24 protein-coding genes and 2 pseudogenes are annotated in these 26,686 nt (G+C 69.1%); 11 read left to right on the top strand and 15 right to left on the bottom strand.

Annotated elements, in window-relative coordinates; genetic code table 11:
• Positions 1–600: pseudogene (locus tag ACYVGT_RS18860) on the top strand (OmpA family protein); the annotation flags it as partial.
• A gap of 220 nt (positions 601–820) precedes the next feature.
• On the opposite strand, the pseudogene ureG reads toward ACYVGT_RS18860, so the two are convergent.
• The 6 genes and pseudogenes from ureG to ACYVGT_RS18830 form a co-directional block, all read right to left on the bottom strand.
• A pseudogene (ureG, locus tag ACYVGT_RS18855) lies at positions 821–1,559 on the bottom strand (urease accessory protein UreG).
• Positions 1,560–1,625: 66 nt separating this feature from the next.
• A complete protein-coding gene (locus ACYVGT_RS18850) occupies positions 1,626–2,426 on the bottom strand; it encodes an urease accessory protein UreD (RefSeq protein ID WP_460860163.1) in 801 nt (266 codons plus the stop codon).
• Between the two features lie 52 nt (positions 2,427–2,478).
• The gene (locus ACYVGT_RS18845) at positions 2,479–3,189 is read right to left on the bottom strand and encodes an urease accessory protein UreF (protein WP_460860161.1); all 711 of its coding nucleotides are present in this window, start codon (positions 3,187–3,189) and stop codon (positions 2,479–2,481) included.
• Positions 3,190–3,229: 40 nt separating this feature from the next.
• The gene (locus ACYVGT_RS18840; protein ID WP_460860158.1) at positions 3,230–4,939 is read right to left on the bottom strand and encodes an urease subunit alpha; all 1,710 of its coding nucleotides are present in this window, start codon (positions 4,937–4,939) and stop codon (positions 3,230–3,232) included.
• Positions 4,932–5,465 carry an urease subunit beta gene (locus tag ACYVGT_RS18835; RefSeq protein WP_460860156.1) on the bottom strand — a complete coding sequence of 178 codons (534 nt, stop codon included), beginning with the start codon at positions 5,463–5,465 and terminating at the stop codon, positions 4,932–4,934. The genes ACYVGT_RS18840 and ACYVGT_RS18835 overlap by 8 nt, the downstream gene beginning before the upstream one ends.
• Positions 5,462–5,764 (bottom strand): urease subunit gamma, encoded by a 303-nt coding sequence (locus ACYVGT_RS18830; RefSeq protein ID WP_460860167.1) that lies wholly within the window; start codon positions 5,762–5,764, stop codon positions 5,462–5,464. Before ACYVGT_RS18830 ends, ACYVGT_RS18835 begins: the two co-directional genes overlap by 4 nt.
• Positions 5,765–7,226: 1,462 nt before the next feature.
• Between ACYVGT_RS18830 and ACYVGT_RS18825 the strand changes: the two genes are divergently transcribed.
• From ACYVGT_RS18825 to ACYVGT_RS18795, 7 genes are all read left to right on the top strand, one after another.
• On the top strand, positions 7,227–7,772 hold the full coding sequence (locus tag ACYVGT_RS18825) for a hypothetical protein (protein ID WP_460860153.1): 546 nt from the start codon (positions 7,227–7,229) through the stop codon (positions 7,770–7,772).
• Between the two features lie 4 nt (positions 7,773–7,776).
• Positions 7,777–9,039 carry a M48 family metalloprotease gene (locus tag ACYVGT_RS18820; protein WP_460860151.1) on the top strand — a complete coding sequence of 421 codons (1,263 nt, stop codon included), beginning with the start codon at positions 7,777–7,779 and terminating at the stop codon, positions 9,037–9,039.
• A 4-nt stretch (positions 9,040–9,043) separates the two neighbouring features.
• Positions 9,044–10,471, top strand: coding sequence for a type IV secretory system conjugative DNA transfer family protein (locus ACYVGT_RS18815; RefSeq protein ID WP_460860147.1), 1,428 nt, complete (start codon positions 9,044–9,046; stop codon positions 10,469–10,471).
• A gap of 182 nt (positions 10,472–10,653) precedes the next feature.
• Positions 10,654–11,706 carry a hypothetical protein gene (locus ACYVGT_RS18810; RefSeq protein WP_460860145.1) on the top strand — a complete coding sequence of 351 codons (1,053 nt, stop codon included), beginning with the start codon at positions 10,654–10,656 and terminating at the stop codon, positions 11,704–11,706.
• Positions 11,707–11,762: 56 nt separating this feature from the next.
• Positions 11,763–12,101, top strand: a complete 339-nt coding sequence (locus tag ACYVGT_RS18805; RefSeq protein WP_460860143.1) for a hypothetical protein — start codon at positions 11,763–11,765, stop codon at positions 12,099–12,101.
• A gap of 1 nt (position 12,102) precedes the next feature.
• Complete coding sequence (locus ACYVGT_RS18800; RefSeq protein WP_460860140.1) at positions 12,103–13,563, top strand: zeta toxin family protein; 1,461 nt, start codon at positions 12,103–12,105, stop codon at positions 13,561–13,563.
• A gap of 14 nt (positions 13,564–13,577) precedes the next feature.
• Positions 13,578–14,759, top strand: coding sequence for a zeta toxin family protein (locus ACYVGT_RS18795; protein WP_460860139.1), 1,182 nt, complete (start codon positions 13,578–13,580; stop codon positions 14,757–14,759).
• Between the two features lie 559 nt (positions 14,760–15,318).
• Here the strand turns inward: ACYVGT_RS18795 and ACYVGT_RS18790 are convergent.
• The 4 genes from ACYVGT_RS18790 to ACYVGT_RS18775 form a co-directional block, all read right to left on the bottom strand.
• Positions 15,319–15,969: a hypothetical protein gene (locus tag ACYVGT_RS18790; protein WP_460860136.1), complete on the bottom strand. Its 651-nt coding sequence runs from the start codon at positions 15,967–15,969 to the stop codon at positions 15,319–15,321.
• A 73-nt stretch (positions 15,970–16,042) separates the two neighbouring features.
• Positions 16,043–16,597 carry a hypothetical protein gene (locus ACYVGT_RS18785; protein ID WP_460860134.1) on the bottom strand — a complete coding sequence of 185 codons (555 nt, stop codon included), beginning with the start codon at positions 16,595–16,597 and terminating at the stop codon, positions 16,043–16,045.
• Positions 16,598–16,752: 155 nt separating this feature from the next.
• Positions 16,753–17,583: a tyrosine-type recombinase/integrase gene (locus tag ACYVGT_RS18780; protein ID WP_460860132.1), complete on the bottom strand. Its 831-nt coding sequence runs from the start codon at positions 17,581–17,583 to the stop codon at positions 16,753–16,755.
• 170 nt (positions 17,584–17,753) lie between these two features.
• Entirely contained in the window at positions 17,754–18,182 is a 429-nt protein-coding gene (locus ACYVGT_RS18775; protein WP_460860129.1) for a hypothetical protein, read from the bottom strand.
• Between the two features lie 151 nt (positions 18,183–18,333).
• On the opposite strand from ACYVGT_RS18775, the gene ACYVGT_RS18770 reads away from it, so the two are divergent.
• The gene (locus tag ACYVGT_RS18770; protein WP_460860127.1) at positions 18,334–18,594 is read left to right on the top strand and encodes a hypothetical protein; all 261 of its coding nucleotides are present in this window, start codon (positions 18,334–18,336) and stop codon (positions 18,592–18,594) included.
• A 1,415-nt stretch (positions 18,595–20,009) separates the two neighbouring features.
• Here the strand turns inward: ACYVGT_RS18770 and ACYVGT_RS18765 are convergent.
• Complete coding sequence (locus ACYVGT_RS18765; RefSeq protein WP_460860124.1) at positions 20,010–20,351, bottom strand: hypothetical protein; 342 nt, start codon at positions 20,349–20,351, stop codon at positions 20,010–20,012.
• Between the two features lie 163 nt (positions 20,352–20,514).
• Here ACYVGT_RS18765 and ACYVGT_RS18760 point away from each other — a divergent pair, with 163 nt between their 5' ends.
• Both ACYVGT_RS18760 and ACYVGT_RS18755 read left to right on the top strand, forming a co-directional pair.
• The gene (locus ACYVGT_RS18760; RefSeq protein WP_460860121.1) at positions 20,515–21,381 is read left to right on the top strand and encodes a helix-turn-helix domain-containing protein; all 867 of its coding nucleotides are present in this window, start codon (positions 20,515–20,517) and stop codon (positions 21,379–21,381) included.
• Between the two features lie 5 nt (positions 21,382–21,386).
• Positions 21,387–21,560: a DUF397 domain-containing protein gene (locus tag ACYVGT_RS18755; protein WP_460860118.1), complete on the top strand. Its 174-nt coding sequence runs from the start codon at positions 21,387–21,389 to the stop codon at positions 21,558–21,560.
• Here the strand turns inward: ACYVGT_RS18755 and ACYVGT_RS18750 are convergent.
• From ACYVGT_RS18750 to ACYVGT_RS18735, 4 genes are all read right to left on the bottom strand, one after another.
• Positions 21,557–22,330 carry a hypothetical protein gene (locus tag ACYVGT_RS18750; protein ID WP_460860116.1) on the bottom strand — a complete coding sequence of 258 codons (774 nt, stop codon included), beginning with the start codon at positions 22,328–22,330 and terminating at the stop codon, positions 21,557–21,559. The two genes, ACYVGT_RS18755 and ACYVGT_RS18750, sit on opposite strands and share 4 nt — an antisense overlap.
• Positions 22,331–22,355: 25 nt before the next feature.
• Complete coding sequence (locus tag ACYVGT_RS18745; RefSeq protein WP_460860165.1) at positions 22,356–23,507, bottom strand: C40 family peptidase; 1,152 nt, start codon at positions 23,505–23,507, stop codon at positions 22,356–22,358.
• Between the two features lie 52 nt (positions 23,508–23,559).
• Positions 23,560–24,192, bottom strand: a complete 633-nt coding sequence (locus ACYVGT_RS18740; RefSeq protein WP_460860113.1) for a hypothetical protein — start codon at positions 24,190–24,192, stop codon at positions 23,560–23,562.
• A gap of 169 nt (positions 24,193–24,361) precedes the next feature.
• Positions 24,362–26,671: a type IV secretion system protein gene (locus ACYVGT_RS18735; protein WP_460860110.1), complete on the bottom strand. Its 2,310-nt coding sequence runs from the start codon at positions 26,669–26,671 to the stop codon at positions 24,362–24,364.
• Positions 26,672–26,686: the final 15 nt, after the last annotated feature.

Below are 26,686 nucleotides of genomic sequence, written 5' to 3'. Positions count from 1 at the left end.
CCGGAGGGCGGCGACGACGACTCCTGGGCCCGGTCGCAGAACCGGCGGGTGGACATCTCCTACGCCTTCAAGGAGGACGCCGAAGCGGTCGAGTCCGAGGATGCCGAAACGTCTCAAGAGACCCTGGAGATCGACCCCGCTGACGCCGCGCCTCCCGCCCAGTTCCGAGACGCCGCCGCTGAAGACCCCGTCGGCACTCTCACCGGCGAACAGGACTACTTCTACGGCGAGGACCGGGAACACCAGTGGAAGCTAGAGGTCTACCCGTTCTACCGGGACGGCGCGTTCATCGTGGGCCGGTTCGCGGCAACACACGAAGGCGACGCGCTGCCCACCACCGTCAACCCCTTCGGAACCTCCGACAGCTTCACCTTCAGTGCCCTCGATCCGCAGTCTGGGACCGTCTACCCCCAGGTGTTCGACGGCTCTGACACCTCCTACGTGCACCGGGTCGGCTCGCGGGTCTGGCCGGCCGGACTCGAGGCCGGCTCCACCAACTACGGCTACCTCTATCTGCCGGCTCCGCCCGAGGAGACCACCGAACTATCCTTCGTCGCCGGCGATTTCGGCACGCTCGACGGAGTCCCCATCCAGGAGTGACACTGGCGCGATCCCTGTTCCCCGCCAGACTCTCAACCGCGCCGTTCCGAGCAGATTCACCCAGTCCGTAGAACGCCTGGGATCTGGCACGGGGCCCCGCAAAGCTGGTGGAGTGGGGCTTTCCGACTGCGGACTCCGCCTCCGACCCGTGAGCCCCGCGCAGGCAGGGAGCGCATCTCAGAACGGCGCCGTGCTGCCCTGCTGAGGTGGTCCCGGCGGTCTAGGTGTGGCTGTGGAAGTGACCGCCCTTGTTGTCTGCGTGGAAGTGCGGGGCCATGGGGCCCGGGTCAGTGGGAACGTGGGCGCCGGAGAGGTGCCGGTGGTGGAGGCCGCGCACCCACTCGGACAGTTGCTTGACGGAGTCACCGTCCTTCTTCGAGAGCGCCAGAACCGGGGCGCCCTTCCGGGCGCGCGTGGCCTCCTCGACCATCTGCGGGGACATCGACGTCGACGTGGCCGGCCAGGTCGAACTTGTTGACGATCAGCAGGTCCGCACGCCCGATCCCGGGGCCTCCCTTGCGCGCCACGTCTCCGCCGCCGGCCACATCGAGGACGAAGAGCTGCGCATCGACGAGCGATGGTGAGAATGTCGCGGTGAGGTTGTCGCCGCCGGACTCGACCAGGACCATGTCCAGCGGGTCGAAGTCGCGTTCCATGTCCTCGACGGCGAGCAGGTTCATGGTGACGTCGTCGCGGATGGCGGTGTGCGGGCAGGCTCCCGTTTCGACGGCGCGGATCCGCTGCTCCGGCAGCACCCCCTCGGCTTTGAGGAAGCGTGCGTCCTCGTCGGTGTAGATGTCGTTGGTGACGACCCCGATGCGCATCTCCTCGGACAGCGCCCGGCACAGCGTGGCGATCACCGAGCTCTTGCCCGTCCCGACCGGCCCAGCCACGCCCAGGCGCAACGACCTGGACGCCTCGGCGCCGTTCTTGCTACCGGTTGTGCTGTCGGTACCCATCGTGCTCCTGTCTGCAATGAATGACGGCGTTCCGCCCTGGTGACCTGCTTCCGCGCGGGCCGCCCCTCAGGCCGGGGCCCAGGGCGGCCCCAGCAGCCCCAGGGCGTCCGAGGTGGAGCGGCGGACGGCGAGGTTGTCCTCTCCCAGCGAGCTGATCTGGACCGCATCGGGGGCGATCCCCATGATCACCGTGGAGCCGTCGACGACCTCGGAGCGCGTCCCCGCCGCAGCGCCTGCGCCGATGGCGCTGCCCGGGTCCACGACCAGGGTGCTGCCCACGCATTTGGCCCCGCCGGCCACCGCAGGGCTGCCCCAGCCGACGTGCCCCGCGCCGAGACGCAGCTCCTGGTCGTAGAGGGCGACGCCCCCGCGGGTGACCCGCACCCGCTGGGAGATGGTGCCCGGCCGTTCGCGGTGCCGCCCCAGGATGAGCTCGTCCCGCAGGAGGAAGCGCGCGCTCTCGGCCATCCGCACGCGCACCTCCTGCCGGTGATCGCAGTCGCGAGCGGCGATCACCGGCTCCGGGAGCCAGATGAAGCTGCCCCCTTCGCCGACCCGAACGCGGATCGACATCAGCGACGGGTGCCCGGTCGTCCCCGGCAGCGCCAGGGTCGCGGAGATCTCGTTGAGCACCAGCGAGGCACCGTCGCCGACGGTGACGTCGAGGTGCAGCCGGTCGCCGCCCAGCGGGCCGGCCGTGCCGGCGGACAGGGAGACCCGGGCGACGCCGGGCCGGCGATGGGCCCAGGGTTCGAAGCCCTTCGCGTGGGTGGGCCGCAGCACCAGCTGGCCCTCCGACCGCATCCGGACCAGCCTGTTGGCGCCGCGCCCGTCGAGTTCGCAGGTCAGCGCCGCTGAAGCGGACATCCATGACGGCGATGCCGTCGCCGTCCGCAGGCCTTGCGGAGGAGCGGGCGTGTCAGGACGCAAAGAGCCTTGTCTCCAGGGTCTCGTGGACTTCCGCCAGGTAGTCCGACTGCGGAGCGCTGCAGGACGGCAGGTCCTCCGGGTCGTCCCAGGCCCGGCCGGCGGCGTCTTCGGCGGCCGCGTCGAGGGTGCCGCGCAGCTCGGTGATGACCCGATAGGCGTCGAACGGGTCCGCGCGCATCAGCTTCACCACCGCCGACGCGGGGCCGGAGACGGTCTCGTGGAGTAGGCCCCGGGCGGCGTCGACCGGGGCGAGGCCCAGCATCGCGGCGCCGGCCCCGAAGGCCAGCGGATGGTGTGCCGCCGGCGGCATCCGCTGCTGCAGCGGGTGCGGGCTCACTGCCTTCAGGGCGCGCAGCAGCTGGCGGCCCAGGGTGTGGGAGACCTTCCGCAGCGCCGGTGAAGGGGTGCGGGCGTCCAGTTCCGCGTCGAGCACCGCCAGCCGTTGCAGGGCCTGCCGCTCATCTCCGGAGTCCGCCCCGGGCGCCGTGCTCCGGCGGAGGGCCGCACAGGCGGCCGCGGCGAAGGCGGCGTTCACCGCTCCGGTCGTCGCCACCCGCCCGGCGAGGAAGCGTGCCAGGTCCGCTGTGTCGCGGACCCTGCCGGTGAAGACGGCCGACTCGAGCCCACCGGAATGGGCGTACCCGCCGGCGGGCAGGCGCCCGTCGGCGAGCAGCAGCAGCCCCGCGCCCCCGTGTGCCATCCCGTGCTGGTCTCCGTCCCTCCTCGCTGCCGGCATCGGATCAGAACAGGTAGTAGCGCTGGCCCATCGGGACCTCGGTGGCCGGCTGGTGCTCGATGAGCTCTCCGTCGACAGTCACCCCGTAGGTGTTCGGGTTCACCGAGATCTCCGGCAGTGCGGCGTTCTCCGGCATGTCCGCCTTCGTGCGGCCGCGGACGGACTCCACGGCGACCATCTCGCGCCTGACGTCGAGCTTGTCCGGCAAGCCGGCGTCCAGAGCGGCCTGGGACACGAACGCCACCGACGTCGACGCCGCCGCGCGGGTGTGATCGTTGAAACCGGGACGCGGCATCACCGGCTGCGGGGTGGGGATGGATCCGTTGGGATCGCCCAGTGCGGCCGAGGCCGCCATGCCGCCCTTGATGACCGTCTGCGGCCGCACGCCGAACGTCGCCGGCTGCCACAGCACCACGTCGGCCATCTTGCCGACCTCGACGGAGCCGATATGCGGCTCCAGGCCGTGCGCCACCGCCGGGCAGATCGTGTACTTGGCGACGTAGCGCCGCGCCCGGTGGTTGTCCGCGTGGCCGTCGCCGGGCATGGACCCGCGCAGCTCCTTCATGCGGTGGGCGGTCTGCCAGGTGCGGGAGACGACCTCCCCGATGCGGCCCATCGCGTTGGCGTCGGAGGAGACGATCGACAGGGCGCCGATGTCCTGCAGGACGTCCTCGGCGGCGATGGTGCCGGCCCGCACGCGGGACTCCGCGAAGGCCAGGTCGTTGGGCACCTGCGGGTTCAGATGGTGGGCCACCATGACCATGTCGAGGTGCTCGTCGACGGTGTTGACCGTGAAGGGGCGCGTCGGGTTGGTCGATGCGGGCAGCACGTTGGCGTCGCCGGCGATCCGGATGATGTCCGGAGCGTGCCCGCCTCCGGCTCCCTCGGTGTGGTACGAGTGGAATGTCCGGCCGGCGACCGCGCGCATCAGGTCCTCGACGAACCCGGCCTCGTTGAGAGTGTCGGAGTGGACGGCGACCTGCACCCCGGAGTCGTCGGCGGCGCGCAGGGCAGCGTCGATGACCGCCGGGGTGGCGCCCCAGTCCTCGTGGACTTTCAGCCCGCCCGCGCCGGCCCGGATCTGCTCCCAGAGTGCGTCTTGGGAGACGGTGTTTCCGCGGGCGAGCATCAGGTAGTTCACCGGCCACGGGTCCATGGCTTCGAAAATGCGGTGCAGCCACCAGGCGCCCGGCGTCGCCAGCGTCGCCTTGGACCCTTCGAAGGGGCCTGTGCCGCCGCCGACCACCGTGGTGGTGCCGGTCTGGATCGCCATGCGGAACATGTCCGGCCCCACGAAGTGGACGTGGGTGTCGATGGCGCCGGCCGTCATGATCATGCCGTTGCCGGACATGATCTCGGTCGAGGGGCCGATCACCAGGTCCGGGTCGATGCCGTCCATGGTGTCCGGGTTGCCGGCCTTGCCGATCCCGCAGATCCGGCCGTCCCGGACGCCGACATCGGCCTTGACGACGCCCCAGTGGTCCAGGATCACCGCGCCGGTGATGACGAGGTCCGGGGTGCCTTCCGCGCGGGTGGCAGTGGACTGCCCCATCGATTCGCGAATGGATTTCCCGCCGCCGAAGACGGCCTCATCGCCGCCTGCGCAGCGGTCCTCCTCGATCTCGATGAGCAGGTTGGTGTCGGCCAGGCGTATCCGGTCTCCGGCGGTCGGCCCGTAGGACGACACGTACTCGGAGCGTGCAATCTCAGCCATCCAGCGCTCCTCCGCACTGAGCTCGCAGGCCCGGAACGATCCGGCGCCCCCGGATCGGAACCAGCTCCACTTCGACGACGGCGCCCGGCTCGAAGCGCAGCGCACCGCCGGAGAGCACGTTCAGCCTGCGCCCCCAGGCCGCGTCGCGGTCGAAGTCGAGGGCGGGGTTGACTTCGGCGAAGTGGTAGTGGCTCCCGACCTGAACCGGGCGGTCGGAGGTGTTCGAGACCCGGATCGCGGTGACCTCCAGGCCCTGGTTGATGGCCACCGGGTCATCGAGGAGCAGCATCTCGCCCGGGATGATGCCGACCTCGGCTTCGCCGGCGTCGGCATCGGCATCCTCGGCCAGCGGCGACTGGCGCATGCCCATACCGGGGCGGCGCGGCTCCGAGGGGCCGGAGGCTCCCGAGGACCGGACGCGGTCGGTACCCGAATCGAAGCCCCCGCTCTCCGCGGCGTCCTCTCCTGGGGAGTCGCTGCCCGGCGGGTGGGAGGGGTGCTGGCGGCTCTGGTCTTCGTCGCTCATGGGATCGGCCCCGTGACGGTCACGAGCTTCGTGCCATCGGGGAAGGTGGCCTCGATCTGGACCTGGGCCAGCATCTCCGGCACCCCGTCCTGCACATCTTCACGGGTCAGCACTGTGCGGCCGTACTCCATCAGGTCGGCCACCGAGCGGCCGTCGCGGGCCCCTTCGTAGAGCGCCGAGGAGATGACGGCCGTCGCCTCGGGCAGGTTCAGCCGCAGGCCCCTCCCCCGCCGTTCCCACGCCAATCTGCTGGCGGTGTAGATCATGAGCCTCTCCTGCTCATGCAGGGCAAGAAGCACGGCTTCCTCCTTGTCGAGGCGCGGCACGAAACCGAGTCCGAGGCGTCCGGACAACCCACTCGAATCGGATCCCGGAATCCGGCAGGAAAGGCAGCCTTACCGGCCATTCTTCAGATCCTGACGGTGGCTCGTCGAGCATAGAAGGAGCGCCCTCGCGGCCATAGCAAACACGCCCACCGTGCTTCAGGGGTCATCTCAAATTCCGCCGAAATGCTCAACCAGGAATATTCACCCGATAATGGCGCGGGCAATGGAGAGACGGCCGCGAGGGCGAAGCATGCGCTCCCTCCATGCGTGCCCCCGCGGCAAGCCCAGTCCGCGATCGGGCACTCGGTGCGTCGAGGTGCGATCAGGTTCCGCTGGCGCCGGCCGGCGCCGCCTCGCCGAGCATGGCGAGGGTCAACACGTCGCCGGAGATGCCCCGGCCGCTGTCGGCGGCCTCTTCGATCGCAACCATGACGGTACTGCGGACGCGCTCGCTGTTGATCTCGACGGACAGCCTGGCGGTGCTGGGGATGGTCTCCGCTCTTGATTTGGGGGCCTTCTCGCGGCCGTGAAGTTCGCGAAAGTTCTTGCGGCTCCCGCGTAGGCGGGGCTGGGCCCAGCCGCGTGTCGATGGTGCTCAGCGATGCCGCCTGCCCCAGCGCGCACGGGAACGGAGCGACAGAGGTCCCGCCTCTGCGCGCCTCCCTGTGTGTGACTCCCGCGGGCGCGCGGGAAGCGGGCGCGTGGGGCGGCGTTCGGTAAGGCGTGGCGGAGGCCGGTGAGGCGACGTAGCCTGCCGGCAATCGGTGAGAGGGCAGGCGGTGGTCGAAGTACTGCTTCACAGAGAAGCGCTGCAGTTCAAAGAGGGCAGGCCCCGCAATCGCGGGAGCGGCCCGCCGGCCGCGAGGAAGCCCACCAGCTCTTGCCCTACTCCACGAAGCTGTCTCGGCGGGTGGTACCCGCCGGATACTGGCCGATGGAGGATGTGGCCACTATGTGGTCAACCCTTGTATCATTCTGGCAACGCCACGCGTTATCGCAGGTCGGCTCTTGTGACTCCCGCGCACGCGGGAATGGCCCGGCGCGGCCGCGGTCGCCCCCCATCTGTTCTGCGTGACTCCCGCGCAGGCGGGAATGGACCGAGGCCGCCGCGCGCGCCGGCGCGGAGGTGGCGGCGACTCCCGCGCATGCGGGAATGGGCCGTCCGGGCGCTGCGTGCGGGCGACGGCGGCGGGTGGGGGCGGGTGGTTGCGGGTGCGTTGACTGCTATTCGGCTTCACTGAAGCGCATTCCCGCTACTTCACTGAAGGTCAAAAGTCTCTGCTCGCGCAGGCGCCAATGGTCCGCTGGCGCCCGGGGCGTCGTCGACAAGCGCGGAGCTGCCCCCTAACAGATTTCCGGGGACGCTTCCAGCCCTCTCGCTTGGAGCTCTTTCGGCATTATTGACATGAAGCGAGCATCAGCGCAGGATCCTCCGGTGGACGACGAAACGCTCGCTTTGCTTTTGGAAGAAGTGGTGTCACTCCGGGACCGCGTGCTGGCCCTGGAAACTCTCCTGGCCGAGGGCGCATCCGCCGCGGCTCCGGACACGGTGCCGTCGCCGGCCTATCCCACCAGCGTGGCCTGGGACCGGCTGGACACCCGGGAGCGCGTCGCGGCGCTGGAGTCGGTCCACCGCTGGGTCACCGTCGACCTCGCTGGAGCGCCGGGCACCGACGGCCTGCTGCTGCCCTGCTGGTACCGGCACCCCCACCTCGTCCAGGAACTCCTCGACCTCCGCGCGGAATGGCGGGCCGCGCACGGCCCGCACGGTTCCGCCCACCGCGCCCTGACCGTCCGGACGGTCGACGTGCCCCGATCGGTCGAGCGGGTCGAGCGCATGCTCAGCCGGTGCACCGGCAACCGGCACGACGACGCTGCGGCGGCCCCGCCGCCCTTCGACAGCGAGGGGATCCGAACACAGCTTCCCTCAGAGGGATCCGACCCCGACAGCTCGCCCTGTCCGCCCCCGCCCCGGAGCTGATGCCGTGTTCTGCGACCTGTGCGGAGCGCGCATCGACGGCGGGGCCTGTCCCTCCTGCGGCACCGCGACGCACCGCGAAGCGCCTCCTTCCCGCGCCGCGCCAGCCCAGCGGGTCCGCGGCCCGCGCTCGCTGTCCTGGCTCACCCGCCACCTGGCGGGCAACCTCACCGCTCTCGTCTGCGCATGGTTCAACGTGCCCTTTGCCCTTCTGATGGCGGCGTTGGGCGCCATCCTCGGCGCCATCAGCGGAATCGGGGCGGGCACCGATGCTGGGGCCGGCCTGCTTTCCCGCGTTGACGTCTTCCTGCGGTTCGTCCTGCCACTGCCCATCGACGCCGCCGACCTGCTGCCCAGCGCCGCGTTCCAGCTCGGGGGTGTAGTGGGCGCGATCCTGGGAGCCCTCCAGGGCGCCGCGGTGTTCACCTTCATGGCGGTGGCCGGACTGTTTCAGACGCTCCACGACGCGGACCCCACCTGGCCGTACGCGTTCGTCGCCGGCCAGGTGGCCACCGCGGTCGGTGTCGCGGCGGCCACGACCGCCTTCCTCTCCGCGACGGAGGGCTGGCGGCTGGGCCAGACCGGGCCCCGCCGCCCCAGCCGCCGCGAGATGCGCCTGCTCGGACCTCTGGTCGAGGATGCCGCCCGGCGTATGGGGGCGTCGACGGCACCTGCCCTGCTGATCGACGACGACCGGCGGCCGAACGCCTACGCGGGAATGCGGCACGTGATCGTCAACCGCGGACTAGTGGAACACCTTGGCGGGGACCGCCCCGCACTGGCAGCCGTTATCGCCCACGAGGTCGCGCACGTCAGGCGCGGCGACGCCGTGGCCCTGGCCTGGGGCAAGGGGGTCGGCCTGCCGCTGGTCGCCGTCTACAACCTCGCGGCGGCCGCCGAGCGCCGCGCCCGGTGGCGGCCCCTGCAGTTCCTGATCGCCGCACTGACCTGGTCGGTGACGCTGACCGTCCGCCGCATCGTGATGCCCCTGCAGGCGGCTGATTGGCGGCGCAGCGAGTTCGCGGCCGACTCGATGGCGCGCGACGCGGGATTCGGCCCCGACCTGCACCGCGCCCTGTCGCTCCTCCAGGGGTTCGACGGCGTCCGGTCCGGGTGGGACGCCGCAGTCCTGAGCACTCATCCCCCTGCCGAGCTGCGCCTAGAACGCCTGGAGGAGCCCGGCCGCGACTACCCGCTGGCCGCCGACGCGCGGCCTGTCTTCTCCCGGCCCAGTGCAGTTCCGCCCCGCACCGGACCTCCGAAGGACTGATCCGATGACCGCCGCCGACCTCGGCTTCCCCCCGCTTCCCCCGCACCGTCTCCGGCCGGAGAACCGGGTGTTCCTCGGCGTCGATCCAGAGGACGAGTGGAAGCGCGTGTGGTCCCACCCGGCCGACTCGGTCGGCGTGGTGGGGCCGCCGCGCTACGGCAAGACCAGCGGTGTGATCATCCCGGCCCTGCTGTACTGGGCCGGGCCAGTGGTGTCGACGTCCACGCGCGGGGACATCCTCGACTTCTGCGCGGACTGGCGCCGCCGGATCGCCGGCGACCGCGGCGGCCGCGTCTTCGTCTACGACCCCTTCGGCACCGAGGGGGTGCGGTCGCTGCGCTGGTCGCCGCTTGCCGGGTGCGCGTCGCCGGCGGTCTGCTACCGACGCGTCCAGGCCATGACCGAAGTGGCCGGCCGGGGCATGCGCGACGGCGACCACTGGCGCGCCGGCGCCGCCGCCGTCCTCCGCGGCTTGTTCCACGCGGCGGCGCTGACCCGGGCACCCCTGTCCGAGGTGCGCCTGTGGCTGTCGCGGCAGGAGGTACGCCGCCCGGCGCAGCTCATCCGCGCCCACGCCGACGCGGAGGCGGCGCTGGGCTGGGCGGAGGACCTGGAGGCGGTTGCCGGGCTGGGCGAGCGGGAGCGCGGGACGTTCTACTCAGTGGCCCGCAACTGCTTGGAGGCTACGGCCGAGCCGACCGTGCTGGAGTCGTGCTCCGCCGACGAACTCGACTTGGACGCGTTCCTCGCGACCTCGTCCACGCTGTTCATCGTGGGGCCCAGCCACTACCAGACTGTGGTCGCGCCACTGATTGTCGGGCTGGTCGACTCGCTGGCCCAGCGCGCCGCCGAAGTCGCCGCGGCTCAGGGCGGGCGGCTCACGCCCCCGCTCCTCCTCGCACTCGACGAGGTCGCCAACATCGCCCCGCTGGAGAGCCTGCCGAGCCTGGTGTCCGAGGGCGGCGGGCGCGGGATCATCACGCTGTGGGCAACCCAGTCCCTCGCGCAGCTGCGGTCCCGGTTCGGCGCCGACGCCCAGCAGGCCATTCTCACCGCGACCACCGCAAAGCTGATCTACGGCGGGGTCTCCAACGACGCCGACCTGCGCAACATCTCCTCGTGGTCCGGGGAGACGCGCGTCCCGGAAGTCACCCTGGGCGGTTCCGGCTGGCTGCCGCCGGCGGGTCCCGGATCCGCCCCGGGGGACGGGTGGAACCCGCGGGCGGGGTCGGTGTCCGACACCATGGACGGCTCGGTCTCGATCGGCGGCTCCTACCGCCCGGTGATGCCGGTCGACGTGATCCAGCAGATGCCGCCGCACCATGCCTGGCTGTGGTGGCGCTCGGAGCCGCCGCTGCATGTCGAGACCCGGCCGGCGGGACTGATCCCCGCTTATCGGGAGGTCAGCGGGCACACGAGGGAGCCGACATGACGCCCGGGCCGACGGCGGCCGTCTGCCCCGAGTGCGGGTCGGAAGCCGCGCGCGCGGAGTCCCGCTTCTGCCGCGCCTGCGGAACCGCGCTTCCGGAACGGGGCGCGGATGGGGCGCTGGGCGCCGGCGGGCACGAGAAGGATCCGGATCTCGCGGGGCTCTTCCGACGCAGGAAGCGCGGCATGGTGATCGCGGGGGCGGTGGTCGCCCTGCTTGCGGTGAGCACGGTCGCCACGCAGGGCATCCGCAGCATCTCCGAAGCCCGCCACTCACCGGAAGCACCGGTGCAGGAGCTGATCGCGGCGTGGGAGGCGGGCGACTACGGCGCTGTCGTGCTGCTGCTGGGCGAGGACGCCGAGCCGCGTCCGTCGATCTCCGGGGAGGACCTGGAAAGCGGATACGCGCCGCCCGCGGACCTGCGGATTACCGGCTGGGAGCAACCCAACGCGGGCGGCAGCAGCCTCGACGCCGATGAGGCCGACACGGTCCTCGTCGAGGTGGAGTACACGGTGGAGGGCGAGGAGTACACCGTGCAGCTGGCGACGGAGCGCGAGCCGACGGGCGTGGTGCGCCCGTGGCGGCTCCACGAAAACGCGGCGGATGCCCTGCTCGGGCGCGTCCGGCTGGCTCCGGAAGACGACTGCGAGGTGAGCGTGGCCGCAGCGCCTCCGCAGGATTTCGGCCCCTTCAGCATGCCGCGTCTGAGGGAGCCGATGGCGCTGCTCCCGGGCGTCTACCGCGTCTCTGCCCGCCACGCCGAGCCGCTCTTCGTGGACGATCCGCAGGTGAGCGAGGCCGCCGTCACTACCGATCACACCGCGCAGGACCCGTTGGAGCTGGCGCCGGAGCCGGACTACGAGATCCTTCCGGAGGTCGCGGAGAAGACCGGCGAGCAGATCGACGCCCACATCGACGACTGCGCCGCGATGGAGGAGGGCTCTCGGCCGGGCTGCCCGTTCTCGGTGCACCCCAACTCCGAGACCTACCGTGAGGTGGAGTCGATCACCTGGGAACTCGTCGAACAGCCGGAGTTCACCCTGGAACGCGCGAGCGAGCAGGCCATGCACGGTTCCCCGATCAGCGTGCACGGCACCGAACCGGGCCTGGCCGAGGCCACCGTGACCTTCGCCGACGAGGCCCGCGGCCCCCGGGTGCAGACCGAGGAGGTGGAGTTCGACATCGGCGGCCACGTCCGCTCCGAAGAGGGCGAGATCGTCTGGGACTGGCGCTTGTAATGGCCGGGGTCGGCCAGTGGCCGGGGCCGGACAGGTGAAGAACGAAAGGGATGAGGATGGACAAAGCGAACGAGGATCGCGACGACCCAGTCGGTGACGCACTCCGCGCCGGCCAATTGCCGAGCGTGGACGCGGAGACACGGGAACTGCACGAGGAGGTGATGAGCCTCCTCTGGGGCATTTATTCCTGCACGAACGGACTAATTCATAGCGAAGGCATGAGCGACGAGCGCATATCGGAACTCGAAGAGGAAAAGAGAGAGGTTTCGCGTAAGCAAAAGACAATCCTCTCCAAGGCAAATGAAGATATCAGAATAGAGATCGAGTCTCAGAGGGCTCGACTCCGGTCGCTCCAGGCCGAGCTTCTCTCCACCCCCGACCCCGGACTGGAATGAGATGTCAAATCCCAGTCGGAAAGAGAACCTGATACGGGAGAGAATTCAACAACTCACCGAAGATATTCCAGTGAGTACCTCGGAGCCCAATCAGGCGATCATCATTGGAGGTCAACCCGGGGCGGGAAAGAGCTCAACCCAGAACTCAATCAGCTCGAAACTTCCAAGAGAATTCGTCCACTATGACGGCGACGATAACGCTAAAATCAATCCGAATCACTCGCGCATCTCCCTCCGCAATCCCCAACACGGCCACCGCATAGCGTCGGACCAGCTCCCGGAGGACCTGCATCAGCGGTGCATGGACCACCTGCGGGCCGGGCCGCAGAAGTACGACGTCATCGCAAGCCACCCGCTGGGCCGCAAGGAGTGGGCGGACGCGTGGGTGGACGGGTTCAAGGAGCACGGCTATCACGTGTCCGTCGCCTATGTAACGACGCACGAGGCGAACAGCCTCCTCGGCGTGGTCGACCGCTACCAGCGCGACCGGGACTCCAAGGGCTATGGGCGCTGGCTCGACCCCCGCAGTCACGACGAGTACTACGACGCAATCCCCAACGTGGCGCACCACCTTGAATCCGAAGGTCGCGTCGACTCTCTTTTCGTGGTGAACCGCGACGGCAGGGTGCTCTACGCGAACCACCGCGACCCCGAAACCGGTGAGATGCGGTCGCCGCTGGGCGCGCGCGAGGCGATCCTCGCCGAACGGAACCGGCCGCCCACACCCGAGGAGAGCGAGGACTTCGAGCGGAAGGTCGCGCACCTGCGCGACGAGCGGCTCCGCCGCAACGGGAAGCCCGAAGAGCTCCCCCACATCGTCGACCAGGCGGAACTCCGACACGCGCAGCGCCCCGCCCCGTCCCCCGCTCACGACGCAGAGCCGCTGTCCATCGGGGACGCGCTGCGCAGCGAGGAAGGCCGGAAAGAGCCGAGCGCCCGCTCCGGGACCGAAGCTTCACCAGAGGTTCCTCTACCGCGGCGGCGTGTCGAGAGCGAATCCGAGAACTCCGGGTCCTCAAGCGGCGGTGAGCGTCTGGCGCCCTCCTCCACGGGCAACGGCTCCGGCCCACACCCGGCCCCGGATGCACCGCCGCGCTCGGACACAGCGCCCGCACGTCCTGCCCCTGGCCCCTCCTCCGAGGCGGCGACTGAGAACCACGTCGACGCGCGCAGAGGCGGCCAGGAGGACATCCCGTCAGAGCCGCCCAAGCCCGCGCGTGCTCGCGCCGGCGACGAGCCTGCGGGCGGTTCCGTCCCGGAGGAGGATCCGAGGCAGCGTATCGCGCGATCGTCGGAACGGCTCCGTGCCGATCGCGCCGAGCACCGGGAGTCGGCCATGCGGACGCGGTCTGCTGCGGACCAGCGCATCCGGCACGAGCGCGCGGAGGAAGAACGCAGGCGCGGGACGGAAAGACCAGGCCCTTCCGAACGCGATGAGCGTGACCACGGGCCGGAGACCTAAGGGAAGGTGACTCTATGGGTAAGCGGCATGCGCTGGAGGATGTTCTGGCGGCGGGGGCGCTGGCGGCGGTCCCGTTGGAGCGGCACGACCGGTGGGAGCGGGTCGAATGGGGGGTGAATGCCCTGCGCGGGGCGGTGTCCGACCTGGTCGGATCGGACATCTCGGCGGAGCGGCGGACCGAGCTCTCCAGCGAACTCCCCGGCCTGCGCGCGGCGACCGCCGACTATCTGCACTGGTCGGAGGCGGAGCTGGCCACGGCTGAGGCGGACGCGGCCGAGCGCCTGCCCGGGCTGCGCGGCGAACTTGCCGCCCACGCCGCTCTCCCGGCGGGGGCCGAAGAGTCGGAGGGGGCGCTGCAGGAATACCTCGCCGACCTGGTGCGCGGTGTCTCCCCTATTGCCGAGGACCGTGGCCATCCTCCCCTGGCCCTGCTGTTCGGCGGGCAGCCCGGCTCGGGCAAAACGCGGCTGCAGAACGCGCTCACGGCCGCCCGGGTCGCCCCGGCCGCGTCCTACGACGGGGACCGCAACGCGCACCTGCACCCGGGCGCGCGCCGAATCTTCTGGGACGACCCGTTGCGCGGACACTCCACAGCTGCCGACGCGCTCGTCGACGGTTTTCACGATCGCGCGCTCGACCATCTGCGCGCGGGCCCTGTGCGCTACGACGTCATCGCCAGCCATCCGCTCGCCCGCGAGGAGTGGGCGGCGGCGTGGGCGCAGGGGTTCCGCGACCACGGCTACCGGGTTGTGGTCGCCTATGTGGCGACCCATGAGGCCAACAGCTTGCTCGGCACGCTGGCGCGCTACCAGGGGATGCGCGATGTCCGCGGTTACGGGCGGTGGATGTCGGTCGAGCACCACGACGGGTTCGCGGCCGCGCTGCCGGGCGTCGCCGCGCAACTGGAATCGCAGGGCCTAGTCGACGCGCTGTATGTGCTGAACAGGGACGGCCGCGTGCTCTACGCGAACAACCTGGGGCCGGCGACGGGCCGGCCCGGAGCGGCCCCGTCGGCCATCAGGGCTGAGCGCGCCCGGCGTCCGGCAGCGGACGAGATCGCGCGGTTCCGATCCGTGCTGGGATTCCTCCGCGACGATACGCGGCGCACCAACGGCGCTCCCGATGAACTGGCCGAACGCGTCGACGAGGCGGAGCGGCGCTTCGAGAGCCACCTGGAGGCGTCCGGAGCGAGATGATTCCGGCCGCGGGGCGGCTAGAGAGAATGGGCGGTCTTGACTCCCGCAGGCAGGAATGACCGATTGGATGGAGTCGCTGCCGACACACGCCCTGGTCACTCGCGCGGAGGCAGGATCGACCGGTCAGCAGCACGGACGCGCGCCGATCATCCGTCGACTCCCAAGAAGCTGGGGGCCGCAACAGCGGCTCAGAGTGCAGAGCGCGCGAACCTATCGCGCGATATGGCCGATACCTGGCCGCGCCTAGTATCAGCTGGATAACGTCGCACATCATCGCAGGTCGCCCCTTGGTGGCTCCCGCGCAGGCGGGAATGGACCTGTGTCATACGCCGCGGGATGATTCTGCTCTACGATGGCTCCCGCGCAGGCGGGAATGGACCGTCCTCGACGGGGATGTCGAGGGCGCCCAGGAGTGACTCCCGCGGACGCGGGAATGGACCCCGTGGCCACCGAGAGAATGCGCCCCGACACCCTGTCGGGGCGCAGATTCCCGCATCCTCGTTTTCGGTAAGGTCACTTACCGAAAGCGAGAGCGGGGTAGCCGTCGCGCCCTGGCGACTCAGTAGGTCGCGCTCAGCGGCTCCGGTACATCGCCGCGGACTTCGGTGCGCTCCGGATCGGATCCGCCAAAGTCCACTTCAACGCCGGCGCCGGTGCCGTGTGGGTCGGCGGGGAGGATGACCTCGCCGAGGGCGGTGCGCTGCTGGCGCGGCGCCCATTCCGCGGTCAGCGCGTCCAGGTCCAGTTCCTCGGTGCACTCGTCACCGCGGTCCTCGCTCCACATCAGCGGCCCGGCCCCGCCCACCGCGGCGGCCGCTGAATCGAGGGGCCAGTCGTCGACCGCGATCACGTCGTCGGCGTCGGCGGCGTCCTCGTCGCCGGGGTGGGTCAGAGTCAGGGTGACCGGCACCGCTGCCTCCCCCTCGCGCGGGGATAGAGAGCAGTGGCCGGTGCCCTGCTGGGAGGGCTCTCCCAGGCTCAGTTCGGCCTCAGCGGCGATACGGAACCACACCGAGGAGCGCTGCGTGCCCGCGGTCCCCCGCGACTCCATCTCCACAGTCGTGGCCGAGCGCGGCGGCGCCGGAACGCTCGGCGTGCCCGACGTCGAGGAGTCCGGGTCCGGTGCGTCGGGGGTTGCGGGGTCGGAGCAGCCGACCGCCAGCACAGCCACAGCGACCGCCGCAGCCGCGGACAGGGGTGTTGTGCGCACGTGCTCTCCTCGGGTCCAGGAATGTCCGGGGTGAGGCTAGCGGTTCGGCCCCGCGCGCCGGTCCTGGTGCGCTTCAGCCACACCAGCCCTCCAAGCCCGCGCCGAAGTCCACCTCGTTGCCGCAGTGGTAGCAGAACAGGTGGTAGCGGTCGGCGAAGTCGAAGCGCAGGTTCCTGTTGGCCCGCTCGATCTCGGTGTCGATGGGCTGACACGGTCCGACGCACGTCCCGTCGGGGCCGGGTGGGAGCTTGGGCGGCAGGACGGCACACGGCGGCACGGTCCACCCCATATGCCCTTGCTGCTCGGCGCATCCGTTGGGGCACGGCCAGTTCACGGGCTTGGGAGGCGTGCAAACCGCGCACGTCCTCGGGTCGCTCCCGTGCTCGCACTTCTTGCGGGGCGGGAAGTCGCGGCTGTTGGCCGGGCGGATGTGGCCGGCCTCAGCTTCGGCGTCCCACAGCCGGTAGGCGCAGTTGTAGCAGGTGGTGTGCAGGAACCACTCCTCGGTGTCGCGGGTCAGAGTCGCGTGTTCGGGGATCAGCGCCCCGCACCCGGTCTTGATCCCGTCGAGGGTGGCGTGCAGGCGCGGCGTCTTGCGTGGGGCGGTCTTCCAGCGGGCGATCTTCACCTGGGCTCCTTGCTCAGGTCGAGGCGCTTGTCCATGCGTCGCCCCTCGGCGCTTCACGAGATTCGAACGCATGTACCTTCTGCAGCGAGTCTGCTACCCCGTGCGCGGAGCCGGTGGGGAATCGCCGAAAACACTGCTCGGCAGGAGGGGCGACGTCACCTATCCCGGCGGCGCAGTCTCCCTGCGGGTGCGCGGCGGCCCTGCGGGCGGGCGGTTGCGATCACCGCGGCGGCGAGGAGGCCGGGGTGGCCGTCGTCGTCGGCGACGTCGACGTAGGTCGACACGGTGTTCAGGGTGCGCCAGCGTCCCCACCGGCGCAGGTCGCGGTCGGAGTGCCCGCCCTGGTGCAGCGCCACCGCCGTGGACTTGCGCAGCGAGTGGGGGGTGAGGCGGCGGCCGAGCGCGCGGGCGGTGAGGCGGGTGACGACGTCGGTCAGGGCCTGGCGGCTCACCGCGGTGCCGGCCGGGGAGATGAGCAGCGGCAGCGCCGGGTCGGTCGGGTCGAGGCCGGCGTCCCGCAGCAGGGCGGCGCGGACGTCGAGCCATTCCTCGATGGCGTCGACGGTGTCCTGGTCGAGGTCGACCACATCGACCGTGGCGCCTTTGCCGCGCACCCGCAGCTCGGCGCCGTGGGCGCCTTCGGTCAGGTCGCCGCGGCGCAGCCACACCGTCTCGGAGATGCGCAGCCCGTACAGGGTGAGCAGGCGGATCAGCACGCAGGTGCGCGGGGCCGCCAAGGCGCCATCGGGGCCGCGTTCGTCGGCGGCCGCCAGGACCGGCTGCAGGTCGCTGCCCTGGACCCAGCGGGTGGGGGTTTCGGCGGTGCGGGTCTGGCCGCGCGGGATCAGCGCCGGGTCGGCGGGGTTGGTGGTGGCGTGGCCGGTGACCATGAGGCGGCGGTACAGCACCGACAGTTTCGACAGCCGCCGCGCCACCGTCTTGGCCGCCTCCCCCTTCTCGCGCAGGGGCGCGACCGCGAGGTACAAGCGATCGCCTACCTCTCCGAGGGAGCGACGACGACCTCCTGGAGCAGGCGCACGATGCCATCGACCGCGGCCGGAAGAACACGGGTGGCGTTAGCTACCGAGAGCTGGAACATGGCGAATTCGCTCCCGTACTGACTGTCCGTAAGCAACCACACCGGCCGCGGACAGGTCTAGACGCCCATCTGCTGCTTGATCACTGAAGCGAGGACGTCCACGGCGACCTCGCGGCCGGCATTTCGAGTCTCCTTCACAAAGGACTTGATGCGCTTCCGCTTGTGTGGGTCAGTTTCAGTCTCGGCCTGTTTCTCCATTAGGATAACCATTTCCTCCGCCAGAGACTTCGGCGTCGGCCAGTGGCCAACCAACTCGCGTGCCCGCCCGCTGGCGCCTTCAACAGTGCCATACTCCAAGTCGGAAAACGTGGGCGCTAAGGCCACATACCCCCCGTGTTGAAGAGCCCGCATAGCGGCAAGAGCATCGCCGCGTTCCAGACCGGTCATCTTCGCTACGTCCGAGGGTTGGGCATAGATGTCTGTGTCCACCAAGTGAACGACGGCACGTAGAACCGGAAAGTCCCGGCCGAACCACGTTTCAGTCATGAAGCGACCCTAGAGCTACAGGACCCGCCCCGAGGGGGCGTTTTCCATATCCGACCGTGTTGCCTAGCGAGCCCAGGTTCGACTCCGTACTGGTGCGCCGCGATGCGGGAGTGCGTACGCTGGAGAGCGGACCCACTGCGAGGAGGCCGCCATGAGCAGCCTGGAGCGCCTGTCAGAGAGCGACCGCGCCGAGCTTGACCAGGCCGTGTTCGCCTCATTCGGGCGGATGATGACCGGCGCTCCCGCACCGGAGGGCACCGTCACCATCGCCGCCGACGACCGCGACGACTTCCGCCGCCAGTTCCACGAGCTGTTCGGCACCGGAGACGAGGAGCACGGTGACTCGCAGTCCGATGCCGATCCGGTTCGAGCCCCTCGCGCAGCAGATGATCCTACGCCTGGGGCCAGCTGAGCGCGAGATTCTGATCGACCGCCTCTACGACCTCTCCGAAGCCGAAGACCTGCGCAGGCGGGAATGGACCGCAGGGGGCTTCGGTGAAGTTGGGGGCCGCGGTGCGACTCCCGCGCATGCGGGAATGGACCGCCCCGCCTCGGCCGCCATCGACGTGGGCACCGGTGACTCCCGCGGAGGCGGGAATGGACCGGTGGCCCTTTGAGCGGCACCGCTATTTCACAGGTGGCTCCCGCGGAGGCGGGAATGGACCATAGGCTCCGACCGCGAGCGCGACAGGGCTGGTATAGCTCCCGCGCACGCGGGAATGGACCGCCGAGGGCCTCCCAGGCCGCGGTTGCGTAATCTCGGCTCCGCGCAGGCGGGAGGGGAATGGACCGTAGTTGTAGGGGTAGGAGGGGTAGGGGTCACCGTGACTCCCGCGCAGGCGGGAATGGACCATCCGTTGTTTATCTCCATGCAGATGTCACCCGAGTGGCTCCCGCGGGCGCGGGAATGGACCCGTCTGGATCGTCTGCTCCACGTAATCGTTCGTGTGGATGGCGCTAAGAGTGAGAGAGCGGGCCCTGCACCGGGTGGTGCGGGGCCCGCGCTTGTGGTTTGGGTGGGGTTCGGGGTAGCTGGGGGGCCTGCTGCTTGCGGCCGCTTTCGTCTGCTGGGTTCAGCTGAAGAGGAGGTGGAGGACGAAGAGGGCGGTGAGGATGGTGCGGGTGTAGGGGATCAGCTCCGCGGTGGTGAAGACGGTGGCGCCGTGGAGGGCGGAGTGGGGGTGGCGGGGGCGGGTTGGGGGCTTTGGGGTTGGGGTTGGTCGCGGGGTTGGTGGGCGAGGCGCGCGGGCGTTCGGGGATGGTGGGCCCCAGCGGGGTGGGGCGGTGGCTGGCTGAGGGGTGGCGTAGCGGCGGGGGCGGTACGCCTCGTGGGTTGAGCGGGTCGGCTGGCTGCGGGCGAAGCGGGCGCCGTGGGGGCGGCAGAGCTTCTCCTGGACGCTGGGCGAGAGGTGACCGCCGTGGACGGCGGCGCGTGCTCGGTGCGGGGATGGTCCGAACTGACCGCGGTCGGCGCCGGCGGCTCGGTGCGGGACCGGGCCGGTGGGTCTGGTCGAGTGGCGTGGGAAGGCGTTCAAGGAATCCTCCTTGGTTGGGCGGTTGGGTTGTGGTGCCCCAGGCGCGACGGCGGGCGAGTTGAAGGGGCCGACTGCGGGGCTTCGAGGTTGAGGCGGAGCCATCGGGGCGAAGGTGGCCGGCAAGCTGAGGGCGGGCGGCCAGGAGGGTATTCGGCGTTGAGGGCGGACCTTGATGCCGGGGATGAGCGGCGGCCCGGTGGGCCGCGGGGGCGGTGGGGCGCTGGTCGCGTTCGTCTCGTCGGGGCCCGGCTGGGCTGGTTGGGGTCCACCGCTGCTGTGCGGGTAGGTGGGGCTACTGGTCGACGTGGGCGACGTGGACGAGGAGGATGTTCCGGATGCGGCGGGCCATGTCTTCGGTCTGTTCGACCGGGAGGATTCGGGTGAGTTCGGGGTCGGTCGTGACGGTGCGGAAGCGCTCGCCCGGCCAGAGGAGCCACCACCAGGGGCGGGCCGTGATCGGGTCGGGCCGGAGGATCGCGCGCTGGAAGACGCGGACGGGGTCGGCGTCGAGGCGGTACGCGTCGACGACCGAGACGGAGACGTCCACCGACGCGCCCAGACCCAGGAGCTCCAGCTCCTTCGCAAGGAGCGTCAGCGGATGCAGGGGCGAAGCCGGCAGGGAGGACAGGGACATGAGAGACCACCAGGGGTTTCAAGGTTGGCCTTACGGATGGTGGCCAACCACACACGCTTAGAGTAAATGCTCATGAGCATTTTTTGGCGAGCTCTAGAAACTTATGACTAAATAGTGAGTGGCCTAGCCTCTGCGGACTCGGACTTAAGACCCAAGGAGATACATGTCCGACCTTCCAAGCCAAACCGTCCGTCATCGCCGAGTTTCAAGCGAGCTCAAGAGCTTGCGCGAGAGCGCTGGGCGAACAACTTACGAGGCCGCCGATGCCATGGGGTGGCACCGAACCAAGGTGCACCGCATCGAGCGAGGAGAGTGGAAGCGGCTACGCGAAAAAGACCTCAGATCGCTTTGCGCCTATTACGGCGTTAGCGATGCAGCCAGAATTGATGCTCTTATCGCATTGGCAAGGACCGCGAGCGCCAAGGGATGGTGGTCCCAATATGCGGACGTCCTCGGACCGGGCTCGTATGTCCAACTCGAAGCACAGGCAACATCGCTCCGATTTTACAGCGGGCTTCTTATACCAGGCCTGCTACAGACGCATGACTACGCAGAAGCCATCATGAGGTCTGGACGCATCACCAGCCAGGAAGAGATCGAACGCCGCTTGGAGGCCAGAGCAAGCCGCAAGCTCATCCTGTCCACTCCGAGCCCACCAGACGTCAGGGTTATTCTGGACGAGGCCGCCCTGAACAAGCGGATCGGATCAACCTTAACTATGGCTGATCAGATTCTCGCCATCATCCGATCGGCATCGCGGAATGAGATCCAAGTTGGAGTTGCGAAGGATTCCTTGGGAGTCCATACCTCCCTGGCAGGGCAGTTCGCGATTCTCGACTTCCCAGGAGCGCACGCGGACTCAACAGTCTTCATCGACAATGCCCACCACGGACTCTTCCTTGAGGAGGAAGACGAAGTGTATGATTACTCCCATGCGTTTGAAGGAACTTGGCAAGTTTGCACGACGGGGGACGCGGCCATAGAGTTCCTCCGAAAAAAGTCTGAAGGATTCATCGCAAAGGAGAATTGATCCTCATGTGGAAGAAGAGCTCCTACAGCACCGACAAGGGTCAAGAGTGCGTCGAAGTTGCGGACAGATACAGAATCCTCGTACGCGACTCGAAGAACACTAATACGACGCTTCAACTTCCCTACAGTGAGTGGGTACAGCTCCTCGCTGTGGAGACTGGAAAACCAATAGATGGCTAGTCAGGAAGCCTGCGTTCGATCTCAGTACCGATAGCGGCGTCCAGGGTAGAGAATTCTGCCCTGATCGATGTTTCGTAAGATTGCATGGGATCCTCGGGCGCCGCGGACTCGGAGATCGTTGCTACATAGACCGCACTTTTAACTTGGCTGACCAGAGAATACTCGGCGCCACCGACTTGCGATTCGCCGATGAAGTACTCTGCGTCAGACATAGCGTACTCCGCAGTACCCTCACCAATGGGCGCAGCCATTTGAGAGCTGACTTCTTGCAGCTGCTCTCGATACTTGGCCTCCGCGCTCTCCGCCTTCCCTTCAGATTCGCCATCGTTCACGTAAGCCCAGTACTGAAACTCCATCTCAGCCGGGCCATGCCCAGAGATCGTGAACTGCCAGGAGCAGGAGTCGATGACGGTACGCCCGGGAGCATCCGCTCCTTCGCTCTCCCCTGAATCCCCCGGGCCGCCCGCGTCACCTTGCGGATTGGCGCCTTTACCCGCCATCACGTCCGTCTCAGCAACGCCGCAGAGGTCCAGAGCGCCAACCTCCATAGACTGACGCGGCTCTCGCTGGGGTACATCTCCCGGGGTCTGCGGCTGATCCCCCGTTCCTGAGAAGAGCCCTCCGAAGACCAGCCGAAGGCCGCCGACGATGATTCCAAAAACGAGGAATGCGGCCGCCGTTCCAGAGACGAACACCGCCAGGAAGGCCTTCCACCCGTGAAGCCCACGCTTCCGTGATGCCTTCACTTCTCCCGTGGCCGACTCCGGCATCCGTCCCTCTCCATCCGCCTCAACTTCACTGCTCCAGCTGCGCCTTCACGCTCGGCTCCTCCAGCGGCCGCGTGAATCCCAGGATGTCCGCGCGGCTCGGGTCATCGTACTCGCGCGTCGCGATCGGCCCGCAGTCCGTGCACCACGCCTCGACCATGAGCCCGTCGCCGATCACCATTCCCACGTGCCCCGGGCCGGGCGGCTCATTCGACCGGGACACGTCGAAGAACACCAGGTCCCCCGGCTGCTCCTCGCCCTGCTCCACCCGGGGGCCGAAGTTCCACTGGTCCTGCGAGATCCGCGGAATCGTCACGCCAATGCTCGCGTACGCCCCCATCGTCAGCCCGGAGCAGTCGAACGTTTCCGGCCCGGTCGCGCCATAGACGTACGACTTTCCGCGCTGGTCGAGCGCCCAGTCCACCACTGCCTGCGACTGCTCATCGGGGGCCCGGCCGATCGGGTCCCCGTCCTCGTTCACATTGCAGTTGACTTCCCGCTCGATCGAATCGCTTTCGTCGTAATCGCCGTCGGCATACCGCTCGGACCACTCCAGCACGTCATCGACGTACCACCAGGCACGGTTGTAGCCGTAGAGGGCTTCCCGCACGTCGTCCTTCACCCCGTGGGCGATGAGATAGTCCGCCGCCGCCGGGATCGCGTCCTCCGGGTCGTACACGCTGACGGTGCCGTCCTCGTTGCCGTCCTGCCCGTACCCCTGCTCCGGCCGGTCCTCCGTCGGCATCACCGGCTCGCCGCCCCAGCTGTTGCCGGCCGCCGAACCGTCGAGGGAGCCGAACTGCATCGGGCCGGCCGCACCCCAGTCGTTGTGGCCCTCGGTGATGCCCGGCCCCTCCCACCGGCCGTGCTTACTCTCGATCTGCCCGACGCCGGCGAGCACCGTCCACGGGACGTCCTTCTTCTCGCCCCACTCCCGGTACAGCTCCAGGTAGTTCCCCGGAATGGAGTCCTCGGCATACGAGCTGCTCTCCGGCTGCTCCCCCGCTGAACCGCCGGGAACGCAGGAGACCGCCATGACCGCGCCGGGGTTCATCACGGCGGACGGCAGTGTCACGATCACGAGAACGAGCGCGCCGATCATCAGCACGCCCACCGCAATCGCCGCACGCAGCGCCCAGGGGCTCCGCCCGGGACCGTGCTGCCCCGCCTGCTGGATCATCACGGTGTCCGCCTCCTCGCCGACTCCCTGTGCCCATTGCCCATTCGCCCGGTCACTCCCCGCCGAGGTTGCCCGCGTCCGCCGGCTGGAAGTCGTAGACCTCCCAGCCGCTCCCCTTGCGCTGCACGGTCACCGCGAAGTCGCCGATGTCTTCGCCCGACCCCTCCGACGTCGTCTCGATCGACTGGAGCTTCACCTCGAACACGACCGAGCTGTCATCGAAGCTGCGCACGCTGGACACGTTCGCCCGCCCCTCGGTGACGGTCTCGTCCGCGGCCCGCTCCTCCCAGTACGCCCCCGCGCCAGAGCTCTCCGCGAGCGTCTTCGCGTACTGGGCGGTGGCGTACTGCTCCATCGAGGAGAAGTACTCTTCCGGCTCCTTGGTGTAGTCGACCGTTCCGTACGCCTCGGAGAACGCCAGGGCGGTGGCCGCAGCGGCCTTCATGTCGTCTTCGGGGAACGGCAGCCAGGAGAGGACGTCCATGTCCTCAGTGGCGGTCGTGGGCATGGGTGACGGCTCCTGCGGGGCGCCGCTCTCCTGGGCGGTCGCCTCCCTCTCCTCGGCGGGCTCGTCCCCGCCGCCGAACCCGCCGCCGACGCTCAGGTAGAGCCCGAACGCCACCAGCACCGCCACGAGGAACCCAAAGACGAAGCGCTGCTGGCGCTCGGTGAGGGGCTTCGGCATCGCGCGTTATTCCTCTGCTGTGTCTGCTGTGTCTGCTGCGGCTCGCTATCGCTCGCCGGGATCTCACACTGCTGCGTGGTCTGCGCGGATGGTGCGGGGGCGCGCGGTCAGGGGGTCGCTGCTCAGGGGGCGCGATGCGGGGGATGCCATCGCGCCCCCTTCTCCTGTCCTAGTCGTCGTTGCGCAGCCAGAACGGAACATCGCGGTCCGCTCGGCGCTGCTGGTTGGTACCGGTCCAGAACGGGCTGATCGGTCGGTCGGGGTCGCGGCGTCCGCTACCGGAGAACCAGTTGCCGCGTTCCCCGCGGTCGGAGGGTGCTGCCGCCGGCCGCGGGGGCGGCGGCGCCTGGCGGTCGCGGCGCGGGCGTGCGCCGCCCCAGCGCGAGCGCTCGTTGCCGCCGGCGAGCGGACGCTCGGCCTGGCGCCCGGAGAAGATCCCGGTGCCGCTGCTGGGTGCGGGCCCCCGCTCCGGCGGCGCCTGGCGCGCTTCTCCCGCACCGCCGCGCGGCGAACTCCCCGTGCCGAAGACGGACGCCCACCCGGTGTCGCCCGTGCCGCGGTAGCCGCCGGCCGGACGGGGCGGAATCGAGGACGCCGCCTTGTCCTGCCGGCCGTTGGGGATCCCACCGGAAGCCGCAAGCCCGTAGAGGCCGGGGGCTTCGGAGCTGCTGCGCGCTGCCCCACTGGCGGGCGGCGCCGCCTGCGGAGCTCCGCTGTCTGCGCGGGCGTTGCCAAGGTTGAGCGGCGGCGGCGCGGACTTCCCGCGAGCGTGGCCGTAGCCAGCCGTGCCGCGGAGGCGCCGCCCTTCGGTGCGGACGTTTCCGCCGTCGCTGTCGGCCTGTTCGGCCCCGGGCCCCGCGGGAGATCCCTGGCCGTCGGCGGCTCCCGCAGCCGAGCCCGCTCCGACAGCCCCGGCTGCTCCGGCAAGCGGTGCGGCGTTGCGCAGGCCCCATCGCTGGGTGCGCATGTAGGCGACCGGGGGCAGCACGTTTGCGGCGTTGCCGAGCACCCGGCTGTTCACCGTGTCGTTGACCATGCGGGAGGTGAACGTGTTGGCGTTGACCGAAGCGAATAGATGGGCGAATGGCTTTCGATAAATAAAGAGAGCCAGGGTGAAGAGTGCCAAAAGGATCATCTGGAGACCCCAGGCAAGGTTGGTCACCATGATCATGCTGTAGCTCATAACAAGTATTGAGATGAGCAGAACAACAAATATCTGCTTGAGGAGCAGGCCGAGCATCATCTCCAACCAGCGGAGCAGCACGGTCCTACCGTAGCCCGGGTGCACCCCGATCAAGAGGAAAATGGGAGCCAGCAAGAGAAGTAGAAGGAATCCGATTTTCAGCACAATCAATGCCACTGATCCCGCAAGGATCAATCCGCCAGCGAAGACTGCGGCAAAAAGCGCAAGCGTCGCCACTCCAAGCCGATTCCCCGCCTGGTTTCCTTCGAATAGGGGATAGACTTCAGGGTAGTTGTCCTGCACGCTCGACGCGATCGCTTGATAATCGTCTTGCTTCTGGGAAATGAGTTCGGTTGCCTCAACCTCCCCGCTCGCCAACTGCTCCTGCTCAGCGCGACTGATGCCCTGTGCTTGAAGAAGCTCTAGGCCGTGCTCGCGGACGGCCGTGTTGGCGACCGGACCGGATCCGAACTCGCCAGCAATCCATGGGCGGCAGACCAGCCCAGACCAGAGCATTTGCGAATTACTGCGCACCGCGTACTCGCTGTCGGTCTCCCAATCCGCCTTGCTCATTTCCGGGCTTCCCGCGGGACAGACGTCCCCCGCTCCTGGAACGGACATACGCGAGGTGGCGGAGTTAACCAGCTGGGTTCCCGAATTCACCAGGTTCCCCGCCAAGGAGAGTATCTGTCCGGGGTTGACGAGAATCCACATTCCCAGAGCGGTCGCAAGGACCATCCAGATAGCACTCTCAAACGTCAGCGTCACACGCTTCCGAATGAGCCCGTACCACCCGAGCCACACTGCGCCGAGGATGATGACCGTCGGCAGCAGAGGACGCCAGATTCCTTCCCGCAATTCCGCGACTGCACTCTCAACGAGTGCATTGAAGCTGTCGAGCAGCCCTTCAGATGTGGCGGCCTGGTAAACCGTGATCGTCGACTGGTTCACGGTTTTCGAGAGATCCCAGGTGGCGTTACTCAAGGTGGAGACCGCGCTCGACCCCATCTTGTCGACGCAGCTCTCGCGGATCACGTGCCACTGCTGGCCCGCGGTCCCGTACTGGCCGTAGATGCTCGCGTCCGGCGGGAGGCCATCGGGAGACCCTGCGATGGACGCCTGGGACTGCGGCGGCACCAACAGACCATCCGAGCCACTGCCAGCGGATTCCGGCTGCGGCGCCGGCTCCCCCGGGCACATGGAGCTCGCCGGCTGCGATCCGCCCTCATCCGTCGGATCCGCCCACGCCGAGCCGCTCGGGACCAGCAGGAACGCCAGCCCGACCAGCAGTATCATGATGGACCGGCGAAC

The sequence above is a fragment of the Nocardiopsis coralliicola genome (genome assembly GCF_054779695.1).
This window is presented reverse-complemented; position numbering and strand designations above follow the sequence as displayed.

Coding starts and splice junctions, on each gene's coding strand:
- ACYVGT_RS18850 (WP_460860163.1), bottom strand. CDS start 2,426: ATGTCCGCTTCAGCGGCGCTGACCTGCGAACTCGACGGGCGCGGCGCC.
- ACYVGT_RS18845 (WP_460860161.1), bottom strand. CDS start 3,189: ATGGCACACGGGGGCGCGGGGCTGCTGCTGCTCGCCGACGGGCGCCTG.
- ACYVGT_RS18840 (WP_460860158.1), bottom strand. CDS start 4,939: ATGGCTGAGATTGCACGCTCCGAGTACGTGTCGTCCTACGGGCCGACC.
- ACYVGT_RS18835 (WP_460860156.1), bottom strand. CDS start 5,465: ATGAGCGACGAAGACCAGAGCCGCCAGCACCCCTCCCACCCGCCGGGC.
- ACYVGT_RS18815 (WP_460860147.1), top strand. CDS start 9,044: ATGACCGCCGCCGACCTCGGCTTCCCCCCGCTTCCCCCGCACCGTCTC.
- ACYVGT_RS18810 (WP_460860145.1), top strand. CDS start 10,654: ATGGTGATCGCGGGGGCGGTGGTCGCCCTGCTTGCGGTGAGCACGGTC.
- ACYVGT_RS18805 (WP_460860143.1), top strand. CDS start 11,763: ATGGACAAAGCGAACGAGGATCGCGACGACCCAGTCGGTGACGCACTC.
- ACYVGT_RS18800 (WP_460860140.1), top strand. CDS start 12,103: ATGTCAAATCCCAGTCGGAAAGAGAACCTGATACGGGAGAGAATTCAA.
- ACYVGT_RS18795 (WP_460860139.1), top strand. CDS start 13,578: ATGGGTAAGCGGCATGCGCTGGAGGATGTTCTGGCGGCGGGGGCGCTG.
- ACYVGT_RS18775 (WP_460860129.1), bottom strand. CDS start 18,182: ATGACTGAAACGTGGTTCGGCCGGGACTTTCCGGTTCTACGTGCCGTC.
- ACYVGT_RS18770 (WP_460860127.1), top strand. CDS start 18,334: ATGAGCAGCCTGGAGCGCCTGTCAGAGAGCGACCGCGCCGAGCTTGAC.
- ACYVGT_RS18765 (WP_460860124.1), bottom strand. CDS start 20,351: ATGTCCCTGTCCTCCCTGCCGGCTTCGCCCCTGCATCCGCTGACGCTC.
- ACYVGT_RS18760 (WP_460860121.1), top strand. CDS start 20,515: ATGTCCGACCTTCCAAGCCAAACCGTCCGTCATCGCCGAGTTTCAAGC.
- ACYVGT_RS18755 (WP_460860118.1), top strand. CDS start 21,387: ATGTGGAAGAAGAGCTCCTACAGCACCGACAAGGGTCAAGAGTGCGTC.
- ACYVGT_RS18750 (WP_460860116.1), bottom strand. CDS start 22,330: ATGCCGGAGTCGGCCACGGGAGAAGTGAAGGCATCACGGAAGCGTGGG.
- ACYVGT_RS18745 (WP_460860165.1), bottom strand. CDS start 23,507: ATGATCCAGCAGGCGGGGCAGCACGGTCCCGGGCGGAGCCCCTGGGCG.
- ACYVGT_RS18740 (WP_460860113.1), bottom strand. CDS start 24,192: ATGCCGAAGCCCCTCACCGAGCGCCAGCAGCGCTTCGTCTTTGGGTTC.
- ACYVGT_RS18735 (WP_460860110.1), bottom strand. CDS start 26,671: ATGATACTGCTGGTCGGGCTGGCGTTCCTGCTGGTCCCGAGCGGCTCG.